Source organism: Streptomyces sp. NPDC091412 (assembly GCF_044756885.1).
GTDB lineage: Bacteria > Actinomycetota > Actinomycetes > Streptomycetales > Streptomycetaceae > Streptomyces.
Genome location: NZ_JBIVTV010000004.1, coordinates 504,203 through 525,240, shown reverse-complemented (window position 1 = coordinate 525,240; position 21,038 = coordinate 504,203). Strand labels below are relative to the sequence as shown.

9 protein-coding genes are annotated in these 21,038 nt (G+C 70.2%); 2 read left to right on the top strand and 7 right to left on the bottom strand.

What is annotated here, in order from left to right; all coding sequences use genetic code 11:
- Window positions 1-2: 2 nt before the first annotated feature.
- Window positions 3-4,397: a glycosyltransferase gene (locus ACIQMV_RS13600; protein ID WP_402592777.1), complete on the bottom strand. Its 4,395-nt coding sequence runs from the start codon at window positions 4,395-4,397 to the stop codon at window positions 3-5.
- 546 nt (window positions 4,398-4,943) lie between these two features.
- On the opposite strand from ACIQMV_RS13600, the gene ACIQMV_RS13595 reads away from it, so the two are divergent.
- Window positions 4,944-5,942 carry a CDP-alcohol phosphatidyltransferase family protein gene (locus tag ACIQMV_RS13595; RefSeq protein ID WP_402592776.1) on the top strand — a complete coding sequence of 333 codons (999 nt, stop codon included), beginning with the start codon at window positions 4,944-4,946 and terminating at the stop codon, window positions 5,940-5,942.
- A 116-nt stretch (window positions 5,943-6,058) separates the two neighbouring features.
- The gene (locus tag ACIQMV_RS13590; RefSeq protein ID WP_402592775.1) at window positions 6,059-7,465 is read left to right on the top strand and encodes a glycosyltransferase family 2 protein; all 1,407 of its coding nucleotides are present in this window, start codon (window positions 6,059-6,061) and stop codon (window positions 7,463-7,465) included.
- Window positions 7,466-7,472: 7 nt separating this feature from the next.
- On the opposite strand, the gene obgE is transcribed toward ACIQMV_RS13590, so the two are convergent.
- The 6 genes from obgE to ACIQMV_RS13560 form a co-directional block, all read right to left on the bottom strand.
- Window positions 7,473-8,915, bottom strand: a complete 1,443-nt coding sequence (gene obgE / locus ACIQMV_RS13585) for a GTPase ObgE (protein WP_141366663.1) — start codon at window positions 8,913-8,915, stop codon at window positions 7,473-7,475.
- Between the two features lie 113 nt (window positions 8,916-9,028).
- Entirely contained in the window at window positions 9,029-9,283 is a 255-nt protein-coding gene (gene rpmA / locus ACIQMV_RS13580) for a 50S ribosomal protein L27 (RefSeq protein ID WP_061922958.1), read from the bottom strand.
- A gap of 14 nt (window positions 9,284-9,297) precedes the next feature.
- Entirely contained in the window at window positions 9,298-9,618 is a 321-nt protein-coding gene (rplU, locus tag ACIQMV_RS13575) for a 50S ribosomal protein L21 (RefSeq protein WP_030749991.1), read from the bottom strand.
- Between the two features lie 210 nt (window positions 9,619-9,828).
- A complete protein-coding gene (locus ACIQMV_RS13570) occupies window positions 9,829-10,233 on the bottom strand; it encodes a hypothetical protein (RefSeq protein WP_402592774.1) in 405 nt (134 codons plus the stop codon).
- Window positions 10,217-17,152, bottom strand: a complete 6,936-nt coding sequence (locus ACIQMV_RS13565; RefSeq protein WP_402592773.1) for a polymorphic toxin-type HINT domain-containing protein — start codon at window positions 17,150-17,152, stop codon at window positions 10,217-10,219. Before ACIQMV_RS13565 ends, ACIQMV_RS13570 begins: the two co-directional genes overlap by 17 nt.
- Before the next feature lie 121 nt (window positions 17,153-17,273).
- Complete coding sequence (locus ACIQMV_RS13560; protein ID WP_402592772.1) at window positions 17,274-21,002, bottom strand: LamG domain-containing protein; 3,729 nt, start codon at window positions 21,000-21,002, stop codon at window positions 17,274-17,276.
- Between the last annotated feature and the right edge of the window lie 36 nt (window positions 21,003-21,038).

Below are 21,038 nucleotides of genomic sequence, written 5' to 3'. Positions count from 1 at the left end.
GGTCATCCCTTTCCGTCGCGCCGCCCGTCCAGGCCGTCGATGGCCCGGAAGACACGTGCGCAGTTCTCCGTGTCGCGCTGACCGAAGAAGTCGTCGACGCGCTGAGCGTACGGGTCACTGACCGAGAAGCCGCGGTCGATGGCCGCGACGATCTCGTCGACGGCGTCCTCCACCGTCCGGGACACCGGCCCGAACCCGTCGCGGGTCAGGTCGAAGTAGCCGCGGCGGTAGTGCTGGCCGTAGAAGTCGTCCTCGTCGAAGGGCACGTAGACGAGGGGCTTGCCCATGTAGGCCACGTCGAAGAAGACGGACGAGTAGTCGGTGACGAGGAGCGAGCACTCCTTCATCGCCTCCTGCACACCCCGCTTGGTCTGGTCGGCGACGGTGATGTTGGGGTGGTCGACCTTGAAGTGGCGCAGGTACGGACGGATCTCGTAGTGCGGGTAGAACTCCAGCCGGACGCCGGAGCGTTCCAGCCCGGCCCGCAGCCGCTCGTCCTCCAGCAGCCGGGAGAAGAACCGGAAGTACTCCGAGGCCGGGAACTGGACGCGCGGCCGGCGCCTGCGGTTGTACGACGGGACCACGATGTCGCGCCGCCACGTCGGCATGAGCAGCACGGTGGGCCGGCCCTCGACGGGCTGCAGCTTGTCGAACCGGGGGAAGCCCAGGGCCTGGACCTCGTCGGGACGGTAGCCCATCTCCTCGCGGATGTAGGCGGCCTCGTCCTCGGACACGGCCACGAACAGGTCGACGCTCGTGGACTGCCGGTGCGCGGACTGCGAGACGTCGTTGTACGTCACGCCGTGCTGAAGGAACACCCGGCGGTACTTCAGCAGGTCGCCGAAGATGCGCAGGTAGTTGAGCTTGCCCATGCTGGGCGGCGCGAGGTAGGCCTCGAGGTCGTACGGCGATATCAGCCGGGTCGCGTTGAGCAGGTAGAGCCGGTGCTTGAGCGAGCCGAGCGCGAGGATGTTGCCGCAGTCCTGGACCTTCGCGCGATCGGCCGCCTTCGCGTCGATGACGTAGTAGACGTTGCGCCTGGGGTGGTTCTGACGCACCCACCGGAAGAAGTGGTGGCCGTTGTCCTGCGCGGTGTCGTGGCGCTCGCCGACGATCCAGATGTCGCGGCGGGCGAGCACGGGGCGGGTGAGCCAGTAGAGCAGCCGCAGCAGCCAGCCCGGCTGCCGGGTGACGATCCGGCCCGTCTCGCGGCCCAGGCGCCGCATCCGGTCGGCGGTGCCCGCCGCCGAGCGCCGCCGGGCCACTCGCACGTGGGCCACGTTCTCCGTGTCCGCCGACACCTCGTAGCGGAAGGCGCCGATGCGGTCCACACCCTTGAAGCGGTGGAACGCGGGGCGGGCGGTCACCGGGGTGTCGACGAAGCCGCCGGGGCCGTGCAGCCGGACCGCGAGGGAGTACGCGCCGCCGTGCAGGGCCGCCAGCTCGTCGCGGCCGAGGTCGGCCCGCCAGCCGCTGTGCAGGTCCCGCTGCTTGCGGACGTGCCAGCGGTCGCGGCGGTACACCTGCCGCGCCGGTACGGTGTGTTCCCGGCCGCCGGGCGCGCTGAACACGAGCTCCAGCCGGTTGCCGAAGTCCTCGGAGATGTCGACGTCGCCAAGGGTCAGGAACCCCTCGACGCGCAATGCGCCGTCGACGGGACGGACGGACTCCGCCTGGGCCGACCGGGACATGACGCGCAGCAGCGTGGAGTCGTCCACGTCGCCCTCGGTCCTGCGGAAGAGCACCGGGCCGGCGACCGACAGCTCCGGCAGGAAACGGGGCTCCTCGAACGGACGGGTGAAGAGCGCGGCGTTGCCCGCCCTCACGGCGTGATGCGTGAGGAGGGAGGCGTTCGGACCGGCGCAGTCCAGGACGACGTCGTCCGGGATGTCCCGGTAGAGGGTCCGCAGCTTCGGGTAGAGGGCTTCGAGCTCCTCGCCGACCATCATCTTGGGCAGGCCGACCAGGTACGGGTGGAAGCTGCCCGCCACGAAGCGCTGCAGCGCGGCCCACCGCTCCGGGCCCGCCGCCGCATGGGCGTCCAGCAGCGACTGGTGCAGGGCCAGCAGGCTCCGCGCGGTCTCCCGCCGGTCACGGGCGGGGAGGCCGGAGCGGGCGTCGTCGGTGACTCCGTAGACCAGCGCCGCGGTCACGCGGATACGGCGGGCCCTCAGCAGAGCGGTGGCCACGGGGGTGATGTGCTCGATGTCCCAGCCGTCCCCGACGTGGAAGCCGCACTCGCGCAGCAGGTCGCAGCGGAACAGCTTGCCGCCGGGCGACGCGGCGAAGAGCAGGTCGGGGGCGCCGGCGAGGCCGTCGACGGTCCGGTCGCCGGCCTCGAAGCACTCGCGCAGGAACACGTCGGCCTCGCGCAGCGCCTCGGAGGCCTGCCAGGTGTCGCCGACCACGACGTCGACGTCGTCCGCGGCCGCGGCGAGCAGCCCGGCCAGCGCGCCTTCGGCCAGGACACCGGATCCGTCCATGAAGGCCGCGTACGGACCTGCCAGTCGGTCGAGGACCGCCTGCCGGGAGGCCCGGGCGTCGCGGCCGTCCGGGGTGCGGACGAGACTCGCGTTGCCGTAGCGGTCGGCGAACTCGACCGCGGCGGGCGCGTCCGTACCGGTCCCGGCGGTGACCAGGAGCACCCGGGTACGGCCGAACTCCTCCTGGCAGGCGAGGGAGTTCAGGGCGGCCCGCAGCGCGTCGTCGCCGTATCCGGCGCAGAACACCACGACGGTCGCGGCGGGTTCCGCGGGCTCCGCGGCGTTCGCCGGCAGCTCGCGCCCCTGCCACCACTGCCAGTACCCGGCGTCCGGCGCCTTGCGCGTCGCCCCCCTGGCGTCGGCGGGTTCGGCCGGGCGCCACACGAGGTTGCCGCTGCCCGTGATGTCCGGCCACAGACCGGAGGGCTCCAGCACACGACCGAGCGGTGCCAGGTCGCTGCCGCGGACGCAGAGGGCGGTGGTGTGCTTGCGGCCCTTCCACAGGACCTGCATGTTGAGGTTGACCAGGCTCCGCGAGGAGAGCACGGCGGCGGCCGAACCCAGGTCGAACGAGACCTGATAGGAGATCCGGGACTCGTCCACCCGGACGTCCGGCACCTCCACGACGGTCCGCTCGCCGGTGTCCTTGGCCCGTACGTGCAGCGCCAGCCGTACCTCGTCGCCGGTTCCGATGCGCTGGAACTGGTTGAGGATCTCGCCCTCGAGCGTGACCGTCGTGCCGTCGACGGCGAGGGAGGTGACCCGGTTGAACAGCTTGCAGTTCTCGAACGACTCGTCCTGCAGGCCGAGTTCGGTCACGTCGAGGAACTCGTCCGCCCCCTGCAGGCCGGCATGGCGTGCCGACCAGTACACGCGGTCTCCGCGGCGCACCAGGTCGGTGGAGACGACGCCGCGGCGCTGCTCGAAGTCGGCGACCGTGAGGGCCTCGTCCGCCAGCCGGTTCCGGAAGTAGAAGGCGCGCACCCGGTCCAGCGGGCCGCACAGCGGGTAGGCCCGCTCGTCGATCTCGGTCAGGTACTCCGAGACGATGTCCAGGAAGGCGGTGCGGAACCGCTCGTCGCCCGCGCGGAGTTCCTTCGCGTACAGCCGGACGTCGTGGCTGATGAAGCGGGCGTCCTTGTAGACCTTGATGTCCTCGGCGCCGGCATCGCGCAGGAACCCGTCCGCCAGCCGGTGCACCGCCACCCGGTCGGAAATGCTGCGGATCTCCCCGCGCCGGTTGGTGATCGAGGCGCTGCCGTCCTGCGGGTCCTCCCAGACCCACCGGTAGACCGGTTCGGCGAGGACGGAGATACCGGAGGCGAGGGTGTAGGACTTGGCCGAGAAGAAGGTGTCCTCGTAGAAGACCCCCTCGGGGAAGAAGATCTCGTTCTCGAGCAGGAAGTCCCGCCGGTACAACTTCGCGGCGGCGATGGGGTCGTTGATCAGCTCCGGCCAGTTCCGAATGCCGTCCACGGTCCGGTCGACGCCGTAGAGCATGGGCTGCCACACCTGCGTCGTGTCACGCTGCAGGTTGATCCGGTGGGCGCGTCCGGCGGTGATGTCGGCACCGGTGTTCCGGGCCGACTCCAGCAGCAGTTCGCACGCCTTGACCGGCAGTTCGTCGTCGGAGTCCAGGAACATGACGTATTCGCCGCGTGCCGCACGAATTCCGTCATTGCGGGGTGCTCCCACGCCCCCGCTGTTGGTCTGCCGGGATATGACCCGCAGCTGCGGAATTCGGTCCGCGTAACTCTCCGCGACGGCCCGGCTACCATCTTGGGACGCGTCGTCGACGACCACGGCCTCGAAGTCCTGGCACGTCTGCACCACCAGGGAGTCGAGGGCTCTGCCGAGGGTCGCCGCAGCGTTGTACGCGGGGACGACGACGGTGATGCCAGGTGCAGCGTCCACGCGCGGGAACATCACGCCTCCATTACCAAGGACTGAAAAGTCGGAGATCACAGCTCCCACGCCAAACGCCCTCGCGTCGGCACTGGCCCGGAAGGCGCCCAAACCTCGGCCCGCACGACAAGGGGGCCCCGGGAGGAACTCCGCCACGGGGGCGCGCCAAGCGGCAAAAGCCAAGTGCCACAAGGAAGCGGCTGACTCATGAGCAGATTAGCCTAACCCGCGCGTCCGGTCGGCTCCCAATCGGGGACGATTCAGACACCATCCACCTTATGTCCCGGTCCCGTGTGATTCTTGACACAGCTTCGGATGAACGGGGCAACCACCGCCGCCCAAGCATTGCCTTAAGCCTTGGCGAACGGCGTATGGTTGGCCGCGCCCGGGCCACCCTACGATGGCATTTGACTGTTGGATTACCGTGGTAAAGCCAACGTCCTTTGACGTAAGGCGCACCGGCATGCCCCGGCCGCCTCGTGTGGCACGTCCGACCACTCCGCGCGCTCCTCGGTGCCTCGCCGAGGGCCACCCCGAAAGGGCTTCCTGCCGACCATGGACATACCTCCGCTCGCCGAAGTGCGCCGCCGCACTGAGAAGAAGCGGGACGCCTGGTGGACCGTTCTGCTCGTCGACCCGGTGGCCACGCCCCTGGTCCGGTGGACCGCCAAGTGGACCAGGGTCACTCCGAACCAGATCACCTGGGCCGCGCTCGTACTCGGCCTCGGAGCGGCCGCCTGCTTCGCCCAGGGCGGGTGGCTCTGGCTGATCGTCGGCGCGGTCGTGTACCACTGCAGCTTCATCCTGGACTGCATGGACGGTAAGCTCGCCCGGCTCACCGGCAACGGATCCGAGTTCGGCGCCTGGCTGGACTACGTCTTCGACCGCATCCGGGTCCTGGTCTGCGCCGTCGCCCTCATGGGCGGCCAGTACCACCAGACCGGCAATGTCGCGTACATCTGGCTGGCGCTGGCCGTCGTCTTCCTGGACATGCTCCGGTACATCGACGCCCTGCAGATCTACAAGGTCCGCCAGGGCATGCGGACCAAGCTCCAGCAGGCCGCGGCCGAGGTCGCCGAGGTGACCCAGGCGCCCGCGCCCCGCGTCGCCGCGGCCGCGCGCATCACCGCCGAGGCGAAGGACGAGGCCGTGGAGGCCGGCGAGGAGGAGAGCGCGGCCGACCAGCGCGCCGAGGAGCCCGCCGCCCCCACCCTCGGGGTGGTCACGCAGCAGTCGTTCGTGCGCCGGTTCACGCGCTACAACCGCATCCGCGACCTCCTGATCAGCCACCGCATCCGCACCCACCTGGTCAGCGGCATCGAGTTCCAGATGGCGGTGTTCATCATCGGCCCGCTCGCCGGGGCGATCATGGGCGTGACGATCGGGGCCGGTGTCCTGCTGGTGCTCTTCGAACTCGCCATCATCTACAAGCTGATGCTCTCGACCCGCGACTTCGAGAACGCCATGGACTCGTACCGCCGTACCGCCGCGGCCGCCACAGCGGCAGCGGCAGCGGAGGAGCCGGTCACCGCGTCCGTCCCCGTCACGGGCTGACTCCCGCACTCGACCCACCGCGATGCCGGTCTCCTGAGCACGTCGGAGACCGGCATCGGCGTTTTCCCGGCCGTGTGCCCGCAGGCATCGCCCCTCCCCCAGCAACGGAGCCCTCGGTGACGGACCAGCCCTCGTACGACGCCGCGCTCGTCGTGCCCTGCTTCGACGTGGCCGGGCACGTGCCCCGCTTCCTGGACTCGGTCGCCGCCCTCGACGGGTTCGACCGGACCCAGGTGATCCTCGTCGACGACGGATCGACCGACGGCACCCGCGAACTGCTCGCCGCGTTCGCCGACCGCCATCCGCAGGCCGAGCTGATCACGCAGTCCAACGCGGGTCCCGGGGCGGCCCGCAACCGCGGGCTGCGCGAGGTCCGCGCCGCGCACGTCGCCTTCGCCGACGCGGACGACGTGATGGTGCCCGACGGGCTGTCCGCGATGCTGGCCTCGGCCCGCGGCAACGACGCCGACATGGTCGTCGCCGACTTCACCAACGTCCCGCTGCGCCCCTACGGCCGCTGGAAGCGGTACTTCGGAGACGGCGACCGGTGCGTCGAGGACATCACCGAGTACCCGGACCTGGTGTTCTCGGCGAGCGTGTGGAACAAGCTGTTCTCCGTGCCGTTCCTGCGGCGCATCCGGGCGTCCTTCCCGGAGGGCGTGCTGTTCGAGGACGCCTGGTTCAGCGTTCCGGCGCTGCTGTCCGCGCGCCGCGTCAACCTGCTGGACCGCTCCGTCTACCTCTACCGGCAGCGCGGCGACGGCTCCTCGATCATGGACTCCCTGCGGGCCAACGCGGGCAACTACCGCGACCACCTCGACCTCAACCTGCACCTGCTCGACGTGGGCACGCGCCACGGACCCGGGGTGCGGCGGTTGATGGAGCGGTACGCCGCCTTCACCTATCTCGGCTTCCTCAGAAGGCTCTCCGAGGCGCCGCCGGAACTCGACGTCACGGCGCTCCTGCCCGACGTGGGCAGGCTCTACGGGGGCATCCGCGACGACGTACTGCGGGAGTTCGTCACCGGCCGCAGGGACGCGGCGCTGCAGGCGGCGGCGAAGTCGGGCAGGCTCGGCGAGTGGCTCGCGGACCCCTGGCCCCTGCTGCCCGAGGGCGCTCGGCCGGCCGACCGCGTATGGCGGGACCTGCCGCTGAATCCCGCCGTCACCGCCCACGGCGACCCGCCTCGCTACCGGCTGAACGGCGACCGGGTCGAACTCACGGGCTCGATCGCCCCCGCCGACGGCGGCGGCTTCGGATCCCGGTGGACGTCCAGTACGACGCCCGTCAGCGCGGTGCTGGACACGGCGGTGAGCCCGGCCCGCACCCACCGCGGTGTCGCCCTGCTGCAGACCCTGCCGGCGTCCACGGTCAACGTGGCCACCCTGCAGATCTCGCGGTGCGGCGTGCTGGCCCTGTCGCTGCCCCGCATGGAGGCCCTGCCGGGCTGGGTCGACCTGTCGGCGATGGCATGGCCGCTGCCGGAGCCGGCACCGGTGGAACGACCGGCGCCGGCACCATGAAGCCGGTCTACGAGGCGAAGGGGTCGAACCCCTCGTACCCCTGCTCCGCCTCGTCCCGCTCGGCCTGCCGGTTCCGGCGCCGCTGGGCGGCCGGACGCGGCGCCTCGAAGCGGTGGTCCTCGCCACGGCGCCCCAGCATCTCCGCGCCCGCCATGACCGTCGGCTCCCAGTCGAAGACGACCGCGTTGTCCTCGGGTCCGATGGCGACGCCGTCGCCGGACCGGGCGCCCGCCTTCATCAACGCCTCCTCGACACCGAGGCGGTTGAGCCGGTCGGCGAGGTAACCGACCGCCTCGTCGTTGTTGAAGTCGGTCTGGTGCACCCAGCGTTCGGGCTTCTCGCCGCGGATACGGAAGAGGCCGTCGTCCTCGCGGACGACGGTGAAGCCGGTGTCGTCGACCGCCTTCGGGCGGATGACGATCCGGGTCGCCTCCTCCTTCGGACGGGCGGCACGCGCCGTCGCGACCAGGTCGGCGACCGCGTAGGACAGCTCCTTGAGTCCCGTGCGCGCCACCGCCGACACCTCGAAGACGCGGTAGCCGCGCGCCTGGAGATCGGGCCGGACCATCTCGGCGAGGTCCTTGCCGTCGGGCACGTCGATCTTGTTCAGGACCACGATGCGGGGGCGGTTGTCGAGGCCGCCGTACTGCCGCAGCTCCTCCTCGATGACATCGAGGTCGGAGACCGGGTCGCGGTCGGACTCCAGGGTCGCCGTGTCCAGCACGTGCACGAGCACGCTGCATCGCTCCACATGGCGCAGGAACTCCAGGCCCAGGCCCTTGCCGCGGCTGGCGCCCGGAATGAGTCCGGGCACGTCGGCGATGGTGTAGACGGTCGAACCGGCCGTCACCACACCCAGGTTGGGCACCAGGGTGGTGAAGGGGTAGTCGGCGATCTTCGGCTTGGCGGCGGAGAGGACGGAGATGAGAGAGGACTTTCCGGCGCTCGGGTAGCCGACCAGCGCCACGTCGGCGACGGTCTTCAGCTCCAGGACGATGTCCTGGAGGTCCCCCGGCTCGCCCAGCAGCGCGAAGCCGGGCGCCTTGCGCCGGGCGGAGGCCAGCGACGCGTTGCCCAGGCCGCCCCGGCCGCCCTGCGCGGCGATGAACGAGGTGCCGTGGCCGACCAGGTCGGCGAGCACGTTCCCCTGCTTGTCCAGGACCACCGTGCCGTCGGGCACCGCCAGCACCAGGTCCTCGCCGTCCTTGCCGGAGCGGTTGCCGCCCTCGCCGGGCTTGCCGTTGGTGGCCTTGCGGTGCGGGGAGTGGTGGTACTCGAGCAGGGTCGTGACGGACTGGTCGACGGTGAGGATCACGTCGCCGCCGCGCCCGCCGTTGCCGCCGTCCGGGCCGCCCAGCGGCTTGAACTTCTCACGGTGCACGGAGGCACAGCCGTGGCCTCCGTTACCCGCGGCGACGTGCAGTTCGACGCGGTCCACGAAGGTGGTCATGGTGTGTGCCTCCAGCACTGCGCAAATGTACGGATGTGGTTACTGCGTAACACGCGAAAGGCGGACCCGCCTTCCCGCCGGGGAAGTGAGGTCCGCCTCGCGAAGAATTCCGATCAGGCGACCGGAACGATGTTCACGACCTTGCGGCCGCGGTGGCTGCCGAACTCCACCGCACCGGCCTGCAGCGCGAACAGCGTGTCGTCGCCGCCACGGCCGACGCCGGCGCCCGGGTGGAAGTGGGTGCCGCGCTGGCGGACCAGGATCTCACCCGCGTTGACGACCTGACCGCCGAAGCGCTTCACGCCGAGCCGCTGGGCATTGGAGTCGCGACCGTTCCGGGTGGACGATGCGCCCTTCTTGTGTGCCATGTCTCCTCAGTCCCTTACTTCGCAGCCGCGGGGATCGACGTGACCTTGATCGCCGTGTACTGCTGGCGGTGGCCCTGACGACGGCGGTAGCCGGTCTTGTTCTTGTAGCGCAGAATGTCGATCTTCTGGCCCTTGTGGTGGTCCACGACCTCGGCCTGGACCTTGATGCCGGCCAGCACCCACGGGTCGCTGGTCACAGCGTCGCCGTCGACAACGAGCAGGGTCGAGAGCTCGACCGTGTCGCCAACCTTGGCAGTGGAAATCTTGTCAACCTCAACGATGTCGCCGACAGCAACCTTGTGCTGGCGACCACCGCTGCGCACGATGGCGTACACGCGGATCTCACTCTCTCGCTCGGAACGGTATCCCCGCAGTCCAGCCGCCCCGCGACACGCGCGAACGGCCTCTCCCGGCCACGGCCCGTGCGGGCCCGTTCCCGGGAGGAAGAGGTTTACGGGGATGAGACGCATCTGGCGACACGCCGACGGTCAAGGTTACGGGGCCCGGCTTGAGGGGTCAAACCGGGTCCCATGGACAGCGTCCGGTCAGTCGTCCCCGGGCTGCACTTCCCGCGCAGGCCCGGCGAAGGAAGCGATGTCGTCCATCGCGTCCTCCGCCCGCCCTCCGAGCACGGGGTCCTGAAGCAGGTCCCGTACCCGCTCGAGCAGGTCGGGGCCGATGGCGCCGTGAAGCCTGGCCACATGGCCGACGCAGGTCACCGCCAGTGCTGTGACCTGGGGATCGACCGTGGTGTCCGACGGGTCGAGGCACTTCAGGAGCAGTGCCTCGACGGCCGTCCGGTCCGGATCGTCGTAAGTGAGCGCGAGCAGCGCCCTGGTGGCCCGGCCGACGTCAGTGCTTCCGACGTCGGCCGTGAGGGCCGCGCGCCACTCGGCGGAGCCGACCGCGGCGGCCCGCCCTGCGGCATCGTGACTAACCAGTTTCGACATCTCCGTTCTTGATTCCCCGGCGCAGTGCGCTCTTCGCCTTGGCCATGCCCGGCTCGGTGTTGATGTCGGTCCGTACGTGTCCGTGGAAGATCTCGTTGGTGCCACCCTTCACGGTGCAGCCGCACGAGACTTCGCGGGTGCGGTCGAGGATCACCGTATCGCCGGTCGTCCGGTCGATGCCCACGCGGCGGGGCGAGGTCTCCTTGATCTGCACAGAGTTGTCCAGAGCGTCCTGACCGTTGGTCGGCTCCCGGCTGTTCTCACCGCGGGAGGTGCTGCGGGCCTCGCTGCCGTGCTTGCCGCCCGCCTCGTAGATCCGCTCGCCGCAGTTGTGCACGAGCAACGGCGAGCTGTCCGCCAGGACGTAGTACGTGTGGACGTCCGCGACCGTCAGGTCGTGCGTGCGCTGGCGCTTGTCGAACGCGCGGACGCTGGTGAGGTCGACCGAGTCGCCCTCCGCCGTGTGCAGCCGCATGCCCGGCTCGAGGTCGCCGGCCTCGATCCACGCCTGCTCGGAGTCCACCCAGAAGGGGTGGGTCGTGGTGGAGACCAGGGCTTCGGCCTTGCCGGACTTGCCCTTGATCGTCAGGTCGACGAAGTGCTTGTCGTCCTCGGTCACGATCGTGCCGACGACCTCGCGTACGGTCGTCTTCCCCGTCTTCGGGTCGGTGACGACGATCCTGTCGCCGAGCCGGACCTTCTCGATCGGCTTGGTCTTGCCGCCGGCGAGCAGAACCTTCGTGCTGGGCAGGAAGCTGTGCGGGCCCTCGATGGGGCACGAGCCCACGTCCTCGGCGGCTCCCTTCTTGTTGCGGGCCGCCGCCGCCTTCTTCCTGGCCTCTGCCAGCTTGTCCGCGGCTTTGGCCAGCCCGGCTCTGGCCTTGGACACCGCCTTGCCGGCGTTCCACAGGTCCTTGACGCCGCCGATCAGGTCCCTGACCAGGCCCGTGACCCGCTTGGCGAGCTTGAGGCCCTTCGCCCACTTCCACGGGGCGCCGTACTTGGCGAGGATCTTGCCCGCCAGGCCGCCCGCGAAGCTGCCGGCGATGTTGAGCACGGTCTCGCCGCAGGCCCCGACGTCACCGCTGGAGATGCAGTCGAGGGCCGCGTCGACGCCGAGGATGTCCCGGACGATCTTGACCAGTGCCTTGCCCGCGGACTTGATGCGCTGCTTGGCGGAGGCCTGCTGCTGTTGCGCCGCGGCCACGTTCGAGGCGGCCTTGTCCTTCTCCGACTGCGCCTTCTCGACCGGGTCCTTGGGGAAGTACGGCTTGCCGCCTCGGCACTCGATCAGCCCCTCCCAGCACTCCGGGATGATCATGCCGCTGGGGTCCGCGTGCGTGACCGGGGAGTTGTTGGCGTAGGCGTAGCCGTTGATCTGCTGCGGCTGGGTGTAGTCGATGATCGGATCGACCGAGATGAACTTGCCGATCTGGGCGTCGTACTCCCGTGCCCCCAGATGCGTCAGCCCGGTTGAGGCGTCGATCGTGCCGCCGACGTAGCCCTTCTCCCCCGGCCAGGTGCCGGTCTTCTCCCCGCGTTCGACGCCGAAGGGGTCGAAGCGTCGCTGGGAGATCGCTCCGGTGGCGGAGTCGATCGCCAGCTCGCCCGTGCCGTGGTGGTCGGAGGCGACGAAGGACAGCTTGCCGCCGGTACGCACCGCGACCGTCTGGCCGGCGTACTCGTAGTAGCGGGTGGCCTCCTTCTTCGTGCCGTCGACCGACAGCTTCAGCTCGGTGCCGGGCAGGTAGACGGTCGTGCCGGAAGGGTCCTTGCGCTGGACCCGGTTACCGAACGCGTCGTAGAGGTAGCTCGTCTCCGCGCCGCCCGCCTCGGTGACCTTGTTCAGCGCATTGGTGTCGTCCCAAATGAGGACCTGGGTGTTTCCTCCGATCGTGCGCTTGGTGGTGTTGCCGGAGGCGTCGTACTCGTACGTCGACTGCCGGTCCCCCGTCGGGGTCTTCTCCACCACCTTCGTGACCTGGTGCGGGCCGTTGCCCTGGGCGCCCGCGCCGCCGTACTCGTAGCCGCGGGTGATGTTCCTGGCCGCGTTCAGGGCGGTGTCGTGGATCGTCTCGGAGACCCGGTTGCCGATGGCGTCGGTCTCGTACGACTTCCAGTACGGGGCCGGGCCGCCGAGCGCCTTCGCCCCCGGAACGCTCTCGCACGCCTTCGGGCCGGTGCCCTCCACCGGCGCGACGGACCCACGCGATCCCGTGCCGGCCGCGTCGGCCGCCGACGACGCCGGCGTCCACGCGTCCGCCAGCCGCTGCCGGCTGTCGTAGGCGAAGCACTGCACGTCCGGCGACGCGGAGTTCGCCGTGTCCGCGATGGACAGGACGTTGCCCGCCTGGTCGTAGGAGTAGTTCGACTCCTTGGCCGGGGCGGTCGCGCCGTAGACGTCGACCACCGAGCGGGTCAGCCGGTCGGTGCCCGTCTCGTGGTCGAAGGTCTGCCAGACCTTCTTGCCGCTGCCCGTGAACAGCTCCAGCTGCTGGAGCCGGCTGTTCCTCGAGTAGACGGTGTTGGTGACGTACGACGTGGTGCCCGTCATCGTCTTCGCGCGCTGCAGGGAGTCGTACGTGTAGGTCAGCACCTCCGCCGGCAGGTCGCCGATGGCGGGCAGGCCGGTGGACTGCAGGGTGCCGTCACGGTTGTACTCCGAGGTGAAGACGTACGTGCCGGCCAGGTCGCCCTGCGACGCCGGGACCTGGTACGCCGTCTTCAGCGGCTGGTAGAAGTCGTCCATCGACTGGACGGCCGTGGCGAAGTACTCCGTCGGCGAGACGTAGCTCAGGAAGCCGTAGGCCTGGCCAAGCCAGCCCACCTTGTCGTACCTGGTCTCGGTCAGCTTGGTGCCGGTGTTCGGGTCGCCCAGCCAGGTCGACACGACCCGGCCGATGCCGTCGTAGACCGTGGACGTCTTCTTGTTCCGGCCGTCCCAGGAGGCGACCGGCCGGTCCAGTTCGTCGTACTCCGTGCGCGACGTGCCGGCGTCGGGGTCGACGGACTTCGTCTGGCGGCCCAGCTGGTCGTACTCGTACCGCCACACGTTGTCCTTGGAGTCGGTGACCGTCTCCAGCTTGCCCGCGGGCGTGTAGGTGTACTTCGTCGAGTCGTACGGCACGCCCGCGCCCGGTGAGGAGCCGCGGTAGTGCCGGATCTCGGAGGTGTTGCCCTGGCCGTCCGTGACCGTCGTGGTGGGCACACCGCCGGCCGGCGGGTCGACGTGGGTCAGCTCGCCGTCGTACCTGGTCGTGGTGCGCCACTGCTCGGCACCGCCGACCGCGAAGATCTGGGCCGTGGTCCGGCTCAGGCCGTCGTACTCCAGCAGGCTCTGCGCGCCGACCTCGCCGTTGCGGACGGGCAGCAGCTCGTCGGACGCGGCGCCCGCCGCGTTGTAGGTGGAGTTGGTCTTCTTGATGTTGCCGGTGCCGTCGTAGAACGTGTCGGCGACCATGCGGGTGCCGTTCGCGCCCTCGGTCTGGATCTGCCGGGGCCTGAGCAGGCTGTCGTAGAGCTGGTACTCGGCGCCGTAGGAGCCGTCGTTCTCGATCTTCTCCGTCTTGATCGAGGTGACCTTGTCCTTGCGGACGTTGTACGCGTACTTGATGCTCGGCGTCTGCTTGCTGGTCCGGTCGGGCAGCCACACCGAGGTCAGGCGGCCCAGCGCGTCGTAGGCGAGGTCCGTCCGCTTGCCGTTCGGGTCGGTCTGGCCGGCCGACATGCCCCAGGCGGGGGTGTAGTCGGTGGTCGTGACATGACCGAGCGCGTTGGTGAAGGTCGTCTTCGTCAGCAGGCCGTTGGTCTCGTTGTACTCGATCCTCGTCGGGTTCTGCCGGGCGTCCTTCTGCAGCGTCGGACGGCCGAACGAGTCGTAGGCCGTGGTGCCGGTGACCTGGTACGTCGCCGTGGTGCCGTTGTGCGCGGTCAGCCGCTCGGTCCGGGTCGCGTCACCCTTGACGGGGGCCGCGCCGAAGGCTCCGTTGTCGTACGACGTGCGCTCGTCCGCCAGGACCTGCGTCTTGCGGTCGGGTGTCGCCGAGCAGCGCACCGAGACGGCTTCGCTGCGCGCCGGCAGCGAGAGGATGTTCTTCGCCGTGTTGTCCGCGTACGTGGTCCGGGTGCAGCTGTCGTCCTTGGTGGTGGACAGATCACCCTGGTCGTCGACCTGCAGGACCCGACCGGTGCGGTTGGCCGTGTCGTACGTCGTCGTCGACTTGGTCTCGCGCCAGGTGCCGTCGGACTTCAGGTCGAAGCCTCGGCCGACCTGCGTGCGGACGATCGCCGCGCGGGTGGTGCCCCAGCTCCTGGTCTGGGTGGCCGTGTAGTGCATCCACGGCGTCTGGATCGTCTTGGAGACGAGCTTGTCACCGTCGTAGGCGGCCGTCTCCAGCTCGTGGCCGGTGAACTCCTCCGCGTCCGTGTACTCGGCGCCGGTGGAGTCCTTGACCTTCACCGAGCGGGTGCCGCCGGCGGGGTCCTTGTCGCCGTCCATGCCCTGCAGGAACGTGTAGTCGACCCGCGTGCTCTGCTGGTCGGACGTACCGCTGGTGACCTTGGCCTTGCCGTAGCCCTGCCAGCCGCCCCAGGTCAGGTACTTGTCGTCGGTGATGCCGTCCGGCTTGGCCTTACGCCAGGCGGCGTCGCCCTGGTAGGTGTAGCGGGTGACCATCGAGTCGCTGCCGCCGGTGCGGTCGGTCTCGATGACCGCCGCGACGACGTACTTGTGGAACCAGTCCGTGATCGGGTCCACGTAGCCGGGCGGGGCCCACTTCACCGGGTAGCAGCGCTTGGTGGACTCGCCCGGCTTGGGCAGCGCGCTCTTGGCGCAGTCGGTGGGCGCGTAGTTCACGTCGAGCTGGGCGCCGGTCTCGCTCAGGACCGCCGAGAGCCGGAACCGGTGGAAGGGCGCGATGTTGTCACCGATCGCGTCCACGCGGTTGGCGAGCTGCTCGCCGAACAGGTCCACGGTCGGCAGTTTCACGGCCGTGCCCGCGCGGCCCTCGTGCTCGATCTTCGAAAGCCACAGCGTCTTGGAGTCGTCGCCGTTGTCGGTGAACAGGTGGGTGAAGGTCCAGGCGTCCACGTCCGTGTAGGACGTGGCGTCCTTGCGCATCTGCGTGACGATCGACGTCAGCCGCTTGGTGGTCCAGAAGGTCTGGACGGGGGCGGTGCACTTGGTGCCGGACTTGCACTCCTGGTCGACCGGGACGTCCGGCCAGTGGGCGGCGTTCGCCTTGGTGCGCTTGCTCTCCGCGCAGTCGAAGCCGTCGGTGGGCAGGCAGCGTTCGGCGGTGTTGAAGACGACTCGGGCCGGGGCCTTCGCCGCGTAGACCTTGCCGTCCGTCTGGCCGTAGTCGATGCGCTTGAGATAGCCGCCGCGGTGGTACGCGGTGCCGTTGACGTCCGTCTTGCCGTTGAGCGCGTAGTAGTTGGTCTCGCGGTCGTAGAAGTAGGACATCACGTTGCCGTGCGTGTCCTTGACGTAGTCCAGGCTCCAGCGCCACGCCTGCTGGCAGTGAGCGCTCGCGAAGGTCGCGTTGTAGCAGGGCTCACCGGAGTCGTCGCCGAAGACCGGTGCCGTCCAGACGGAGTTGGTCTCCTCGTTTCCGGCGGCCCAGCCCGGCAGACGGTTCAGGCCGAAGGAATACTCGGTGCCCTCGGGTGTGGTGACCTTCCAGTGCTCGCCCTTGTCGCCCGAGCCGCCCTCGTCGCCGTTGGTGGCGCCGGTCAGCTTCTCGACCTTCGTGCCGTCGTCGGCCGACAGGTGCCAGTCACCCGTGGTGTCGTCCTTGACCAGCTCGCCGGACATGCCGTTGAGCATGATCGTGGCGTTGTCGAACGCCCAGCACTGCTCACCGGAGTTGCTGTGTCCGTCGTCGGAACACGGCTTGTAACGGCGCTCGATGTAGCCGGGGTCGTACGAGAAGCCCTCGCCGACCCAGGAGCCCTGGTTGTTGGTGGCCGAGGTGCGTCCGTCCGCCGACTGGGAGGAGTAGCCGAGGCCCACGGTGGGGACCAGACCGCCCGGGGTCGGGACCGTGCGCAGCGGGTAGTTCCAGTTGAAGGCGCCCGAGGAAGTGGACACGTTCCAACTGGCTGACGGGGAAAGGGCGGTGGCCCTGTATGTGCCCTGCGCGCCGGAGGGTCCCGCCGCGACCGCCACCAGGGAGGTCGCCGTGGCCGCCATGGTGGAGACGCCCTCGGCGGGGGCCGGGGCGGCGGTCACGTCGGCGGAGACGGTACCGGTCCGCACGTCGTTCACCGTGGGCAGCACCTCGGGCTGCTCGGGACAGTCCTCGCTGCCGGGGGTGGCGACCGCCGCGCAGGCCGGCAGCTGGACGAGTTGCAGGCGGGAGGCGTAGGAGCCGCCGAAGCCCTCGGCGAACTTCGAGTAGTCGACGGTCAGGCGGACCTTGGCTGCCCGGCCGGTGCCGTCGGCGCGCCGCACTCCGAGCAGCGCGCCGGCGCCGAGCTTCGCCGCCCGCCGCGGGTCGAGGACGTCGACGCGCACCGTGCCCGGTGCCCCGGTGCCCTGGGCGCGGGCAGCGGGGGCGGCCTTGCCACCGCCGGGGGTTCCGGTCTCGCGGACCGTGACCGGCAGGCCGCCCGCTTCCGCGGTCGCCCCCAGCCTCACCTCGGCGCCGCCCTGCCGGGGCCACACCGCCCTGTCGAGCCCCTTGACCGCGGCCGCGCGCGCCGGATCGGTGGGGCGGGGCTTGGACTTGGCGGCGAATCCCTTGACGGGGTCCCCGTCGTCCTGGACACCGGGGCGGCTGGTGCGGCCCCGGTTGCCGTCGTCGAACGCCACAGCCTGGACCGACGACGCGGACAGTGCGAGCGAAAGCCCGAACACCGTCACGGCGACCGCCCGTCCGGGCATACGGCGGCTCAGTGAGCGGCCACGGAATAACATCGGACAACTCCCTGGTCGGAGGAGAGAGCCACCGGCGTCCCCGGGGGTCCGGCGGGCTCGTGAGGGGCCGGGGCGCCGGACGGAGTGCGTCCGGCGCCCCGGGACATGAAGGGGTGGTGCGTCACATGTCGGGCAGCGCCGTCAGCGCGGCCATCTGCTGCACCGCCACCTGGTCGGCCGCCCCGCTGTAGACACGCACCTCGTCGATGGCGCCGGCGAAGTACTCGCTCGCCCCGCGCAGCGCGCGGCCCACCTGCAGGCCACCGGTGGCGGACCACAGGGTGTCGTTCGTGCCGTGGGCACCGGCGACGAGCTGGCCCTGGACGTACAGCCGGACCGAGTTGGCGAAGGCGTCGTAAACGACCGCCAGGTGCTGGCCCGAGCCGCCGGTGTCGGGCAGTTCCTGGTCGTCGGTGAAGGTGACGACCTCCGCGTCGGCGGCGTCGGTGGTGGCGACGGCAAGTTCCCACTGGCCGGTGGCCGCCTGGTAGCGGACCTGGACGCGGTTGGCCTTCGCGCCCGGCAGCGACAGCACCGTCTGCGACTTCTCCGGGTCCAGCGAGGAGAGCTGGGCGCGGGCGGTCACGGTGAAGCTGCTGTTCCCGGTGACCGGGGCGGTCGCGGTCGACGCGTAGTCGCCGTCGCCGTCCAGCACCAGGTTGCCGTCGCCGACCAGCGCGGCGATGTCGAACAGCGGGTCGACAGGGCGGTAGATGGAGGCGTCGCCCGCCAGGGTGAGCGCCTGGCCGCCGCCGGTCTCGGCGGAGGCACCGCCGGTGGCGTCGTCGAGCTGCCAGTAGGCCTTGCGTTCGGGTTTGACCGTCATCAGCTCGGCGACCTGGGCCGCCGGCAGGACCCGGTCGAAGACACGGACCTCGGCGAGGTCGCCCGTGAAGTGGTCGCGGTAGCCGCTCTTGGCCGTGGCGCGGCCGATCTGCAGCGGACCGTACGACTTCCAGGTGGACCGCCGCTGGGCGACGCCCTTGGAGTCCTTGTTGACGTAGAGGCGCAGTTCGGGGCCGCCGCTCTTCTGCGCGTCGTACACACCGGTCAACAGGACCCACTGGTCCTTGACCACGGTCAGTCCGGTGGAGACGGCCTTCCACTCGCCGAGCGAGTCCACGTCGTTGACCGGGACGGAGAACTTCCAGGTCTGCGCGGACGCGTCGTAGCCGAAGGTGAAACCGGGTTCGCCGGTGCCGTCCTGGCTGACGACCGCCATGTCACGGCCCAGTGCGGTGGGCCGTACCCAGGCGCTGACGCTGAAGCTCCTGGCGGTGTCGAGCACGGTCTCGTTCGTGTCGAGGTACGACTCGGGGGTGCCGTCGAAGTGTGCCGCGCTGTCCGCCTTCCCGCCGGGACCGTCCACGCCGAACGTGACGGCGTTGCCCGCGGTCGCCGCGTACTGGCCGCTCTCCTCGTTGGCCTCCGTGCTGCCCGGCTCGTCGGCGAGGTTCCACTGGCCGGTGACCGGCTTGCCCTCGCTCACCAGGAACTCGTAGTGGGCCTTGCTGCTGGAGTGCGCGGCCTTGTCGACCGCGACCACGTCGACCCAGTGCCGCCCGGAACGGGTCGGCATCCACGACACGCTGACGGAGCCGCCGGCCTTGCTCGGGGTGACGGCGGTCGTCGGGTCGGCGGTGCCGTCGAAGGCGTAGAGGTACTTGACGACGTCGGTGTCCGGGACCGAGTCGTTCGGGTTGGGCGCGAAGGTGAAGGTGCCGTAGGTGCCCACGCCGTCGTGGTAGACGGTGTCGGACGGGTACTCCTTGGACACGACGACCGGCTTGCCCGGCCATGTCTTGTCGTAGATGAACTCGCAGCGCTGCGCCGGGTCGCCCTCCCAGCTCCACGGGCCGTAGCCGTCACCGTCGTAGGCCCGGGCGCTCCAGTAGACGACGGTGTTCTGCGGGATCGTCGACTTGACGGTGTGGGTGAACTTGGTGCTGCTCGTCGGGGAGAGCCAGTCCGGTGTGGTGTAGCTGTAGGACTTGGCCTCCTTCGTGGTGGGGTCGGTCCACTCCACCTTGAACTCGACCTTCACCTTGTCGGTCTGGCCGTTGCCGTGGTCCGGGTCGCTCGCGATGGCCTGGAGTTTCGGCGGCACGTCGGTGTACGGCCGGCCGGAGCCCCACTTGCACAGGCCGCCCGGGTCGGTGAACATGTCGGACGTTTTGATCTGCCGCGGCAGGTTGTTGTACTGGATCGACAGGTAGGCGTTGCCGCAGATCCGCTTCCACTCGGCGAAGCGGTTCTCGTCGGCCGCCCTGAGACCCAGCGTCATCGAGGTCCAGCCGTCGGCGGCGGCCGTCTTGATCTGGCTGGTCAGCGCGCCGCTCGCCCCGCTCTCGAAGTGCAGGTTGGCCTGGCTGGAGCAGGAGGTCGGGGAGATCGCCTTGTCGACGGTCTGCAGGTTGCTGTCCCAGTGGTCCTTGGTGTTGGACCAGTTGCTGGACGACGTGATCGTGTGGTTCTTGCCGCCGACCCGGTACAGCCGGATGGGCTCCGCGGTCGGAGAGGCGCTGTAGATGTGCTCGACCCGGGCGGAGAAGGTCGCGCCCAGGATCTGCTTCCCCTTGTAGTAGGAGAGCGGCATGGTGAACAGCACACGGCGGACGCCGACTCCGTTGCAGGAGACCGGGCTGTAGTCGGTGGGGCACCGGCCGACGCCCGCGCTGCCCGAGTACTTCCAGTCCTGCTCGCTCGGCATCCCCGACATGACGCCGGTCCACGCGGTGCGTGAGGTGGTGCGCTGGATCGGGTCGATGACGACGGGGAAGACGGTGCCCGCGTCCTTGAGGAAGCTCTGGTCGGGGATGAGGCTCAGTTTGCCCTTGCCGACCTCGACGTCCAGCGGCGCCACGCGTCCGCCGCCGCCCGGGCCTTCGAGGGCGGCCTTCGGTGCCTGGCGTGCTCCGGGGTCGCCGGCCGGGGCCGCCGTGGCGGCGCCGTCGGTCCGGTCCGCCGCGCCGTTCTCCTGTGTCCCGACGGCCGCGGCGGGCCGGTCCGCCCCGGCCGCCGCGGACTTCAGGGCCTTCGCGACGGCCTTGGGGCCCTGCGCTCCGGCGGCGGCCTCCGCGACGGCGGCCGAGTCCCACATGGCGGGCTTTCCGGCCTGGAACACGGTGCCGCCCACCGCGGAGTCCTCGGCGGTGAGCGCGCCGGAGGGGTCCTCGGTGACCTTCAGGCCGTCCGTGGTCAGGCCCAGATCGACCCTGGCCAGCTTCGGGTTCGCCGCCGCTTCCGGTGTCCTGACCACCAGCAGGTGGCCGAAGCCGTCGGGCTCGGCGCGGACGGTCAGGTCGACTCCGGGCAGGGCGTCGGTGTAGGTGGCGGTGTCCCCCTCGACCCGCGGTGCCGGCAGTTCGCCGTACGGCCAGGTCAGGGCGAACTCACGGCCCGCCCGCCGCATCGTCACGAACGGCCTGTCCGCCTGCCCGGTGGAGAAGGTGAGGTCGACCGTGGTGGCCCTGGGCCCCCAACTGCCGTCGGCCCGCTTCACCAGGGTGGCATCGATGTCCACCCACTTGCCGTCCCGGACCGTGCGGACCGGTTCGGTGTACTCGCGAGCCGTGAAGGTGCCGTCGGGCTCGGCGAAGATCTCCCTGCGCTCGGTGCGCAGTCCGACGGCCTCGGACTTCTTGCCGCTCTTCCTGGCCATGGCCAGGGCCTGCTGTTCGGTCTGCGCCGGCTGGTCGGCGGCGACCGGGGCCTGGTCGCGCCCCGTGTCTGCACCGCCCTCCGGCAGGACGGCCAGGCTGCCCGCCACCACCGCGCCGGTGACGGCGGCCGCCACGGCGGCACGCAGCAGCACGGCTCGCCGTATCGGTCTCTGTCTGTCTGCGGACACGCGTCCACTCCCCAGTCGCTTCATACAGGTCTCAGA

What these genes read in the sequence shown, in the direction of transcription:
- ACIQMV_RS13565 (WP_402592773.1), bottom strand. Translation starts at nt 17,152, where the DNA reads ATGTTATTCCGTGGCCGCTCACTGAGCCGCCGTATGCCCGGACGGGCG.
- rpmA (WP_061922958.1), bottom strand. Translation starts at nt 9,283, where the DNA reads ATGGCACACAAGAAGGGCGCATCGTCCACCCGGAACGGTCGCGACTCC.
- ACIQMV_RS13570 (WP_402592774.1), bottom strand. Translation starts at nt 10,233, where the DNA reads ATGTCGAAACTGGTTAGTCACGATGCCGCAGGGCGGGCCGCCGCGGTC.
- ACIQMV_RS13595 (WP_402592776.1), top strand. Translation starts at nt 4,944, where the DNA reads ATGGACATACCTCCGCTCGCCGAAGTGCGCCGCCGCACTGAGAAGAAG.
- obgE (WP_141366663.1), bottom strand. Translation starts at nt 8,915, where the DNA reads ATGACCACCTTCGTGGACCGCGTCGAACTGCACGTCGCCGCGGGTAAC.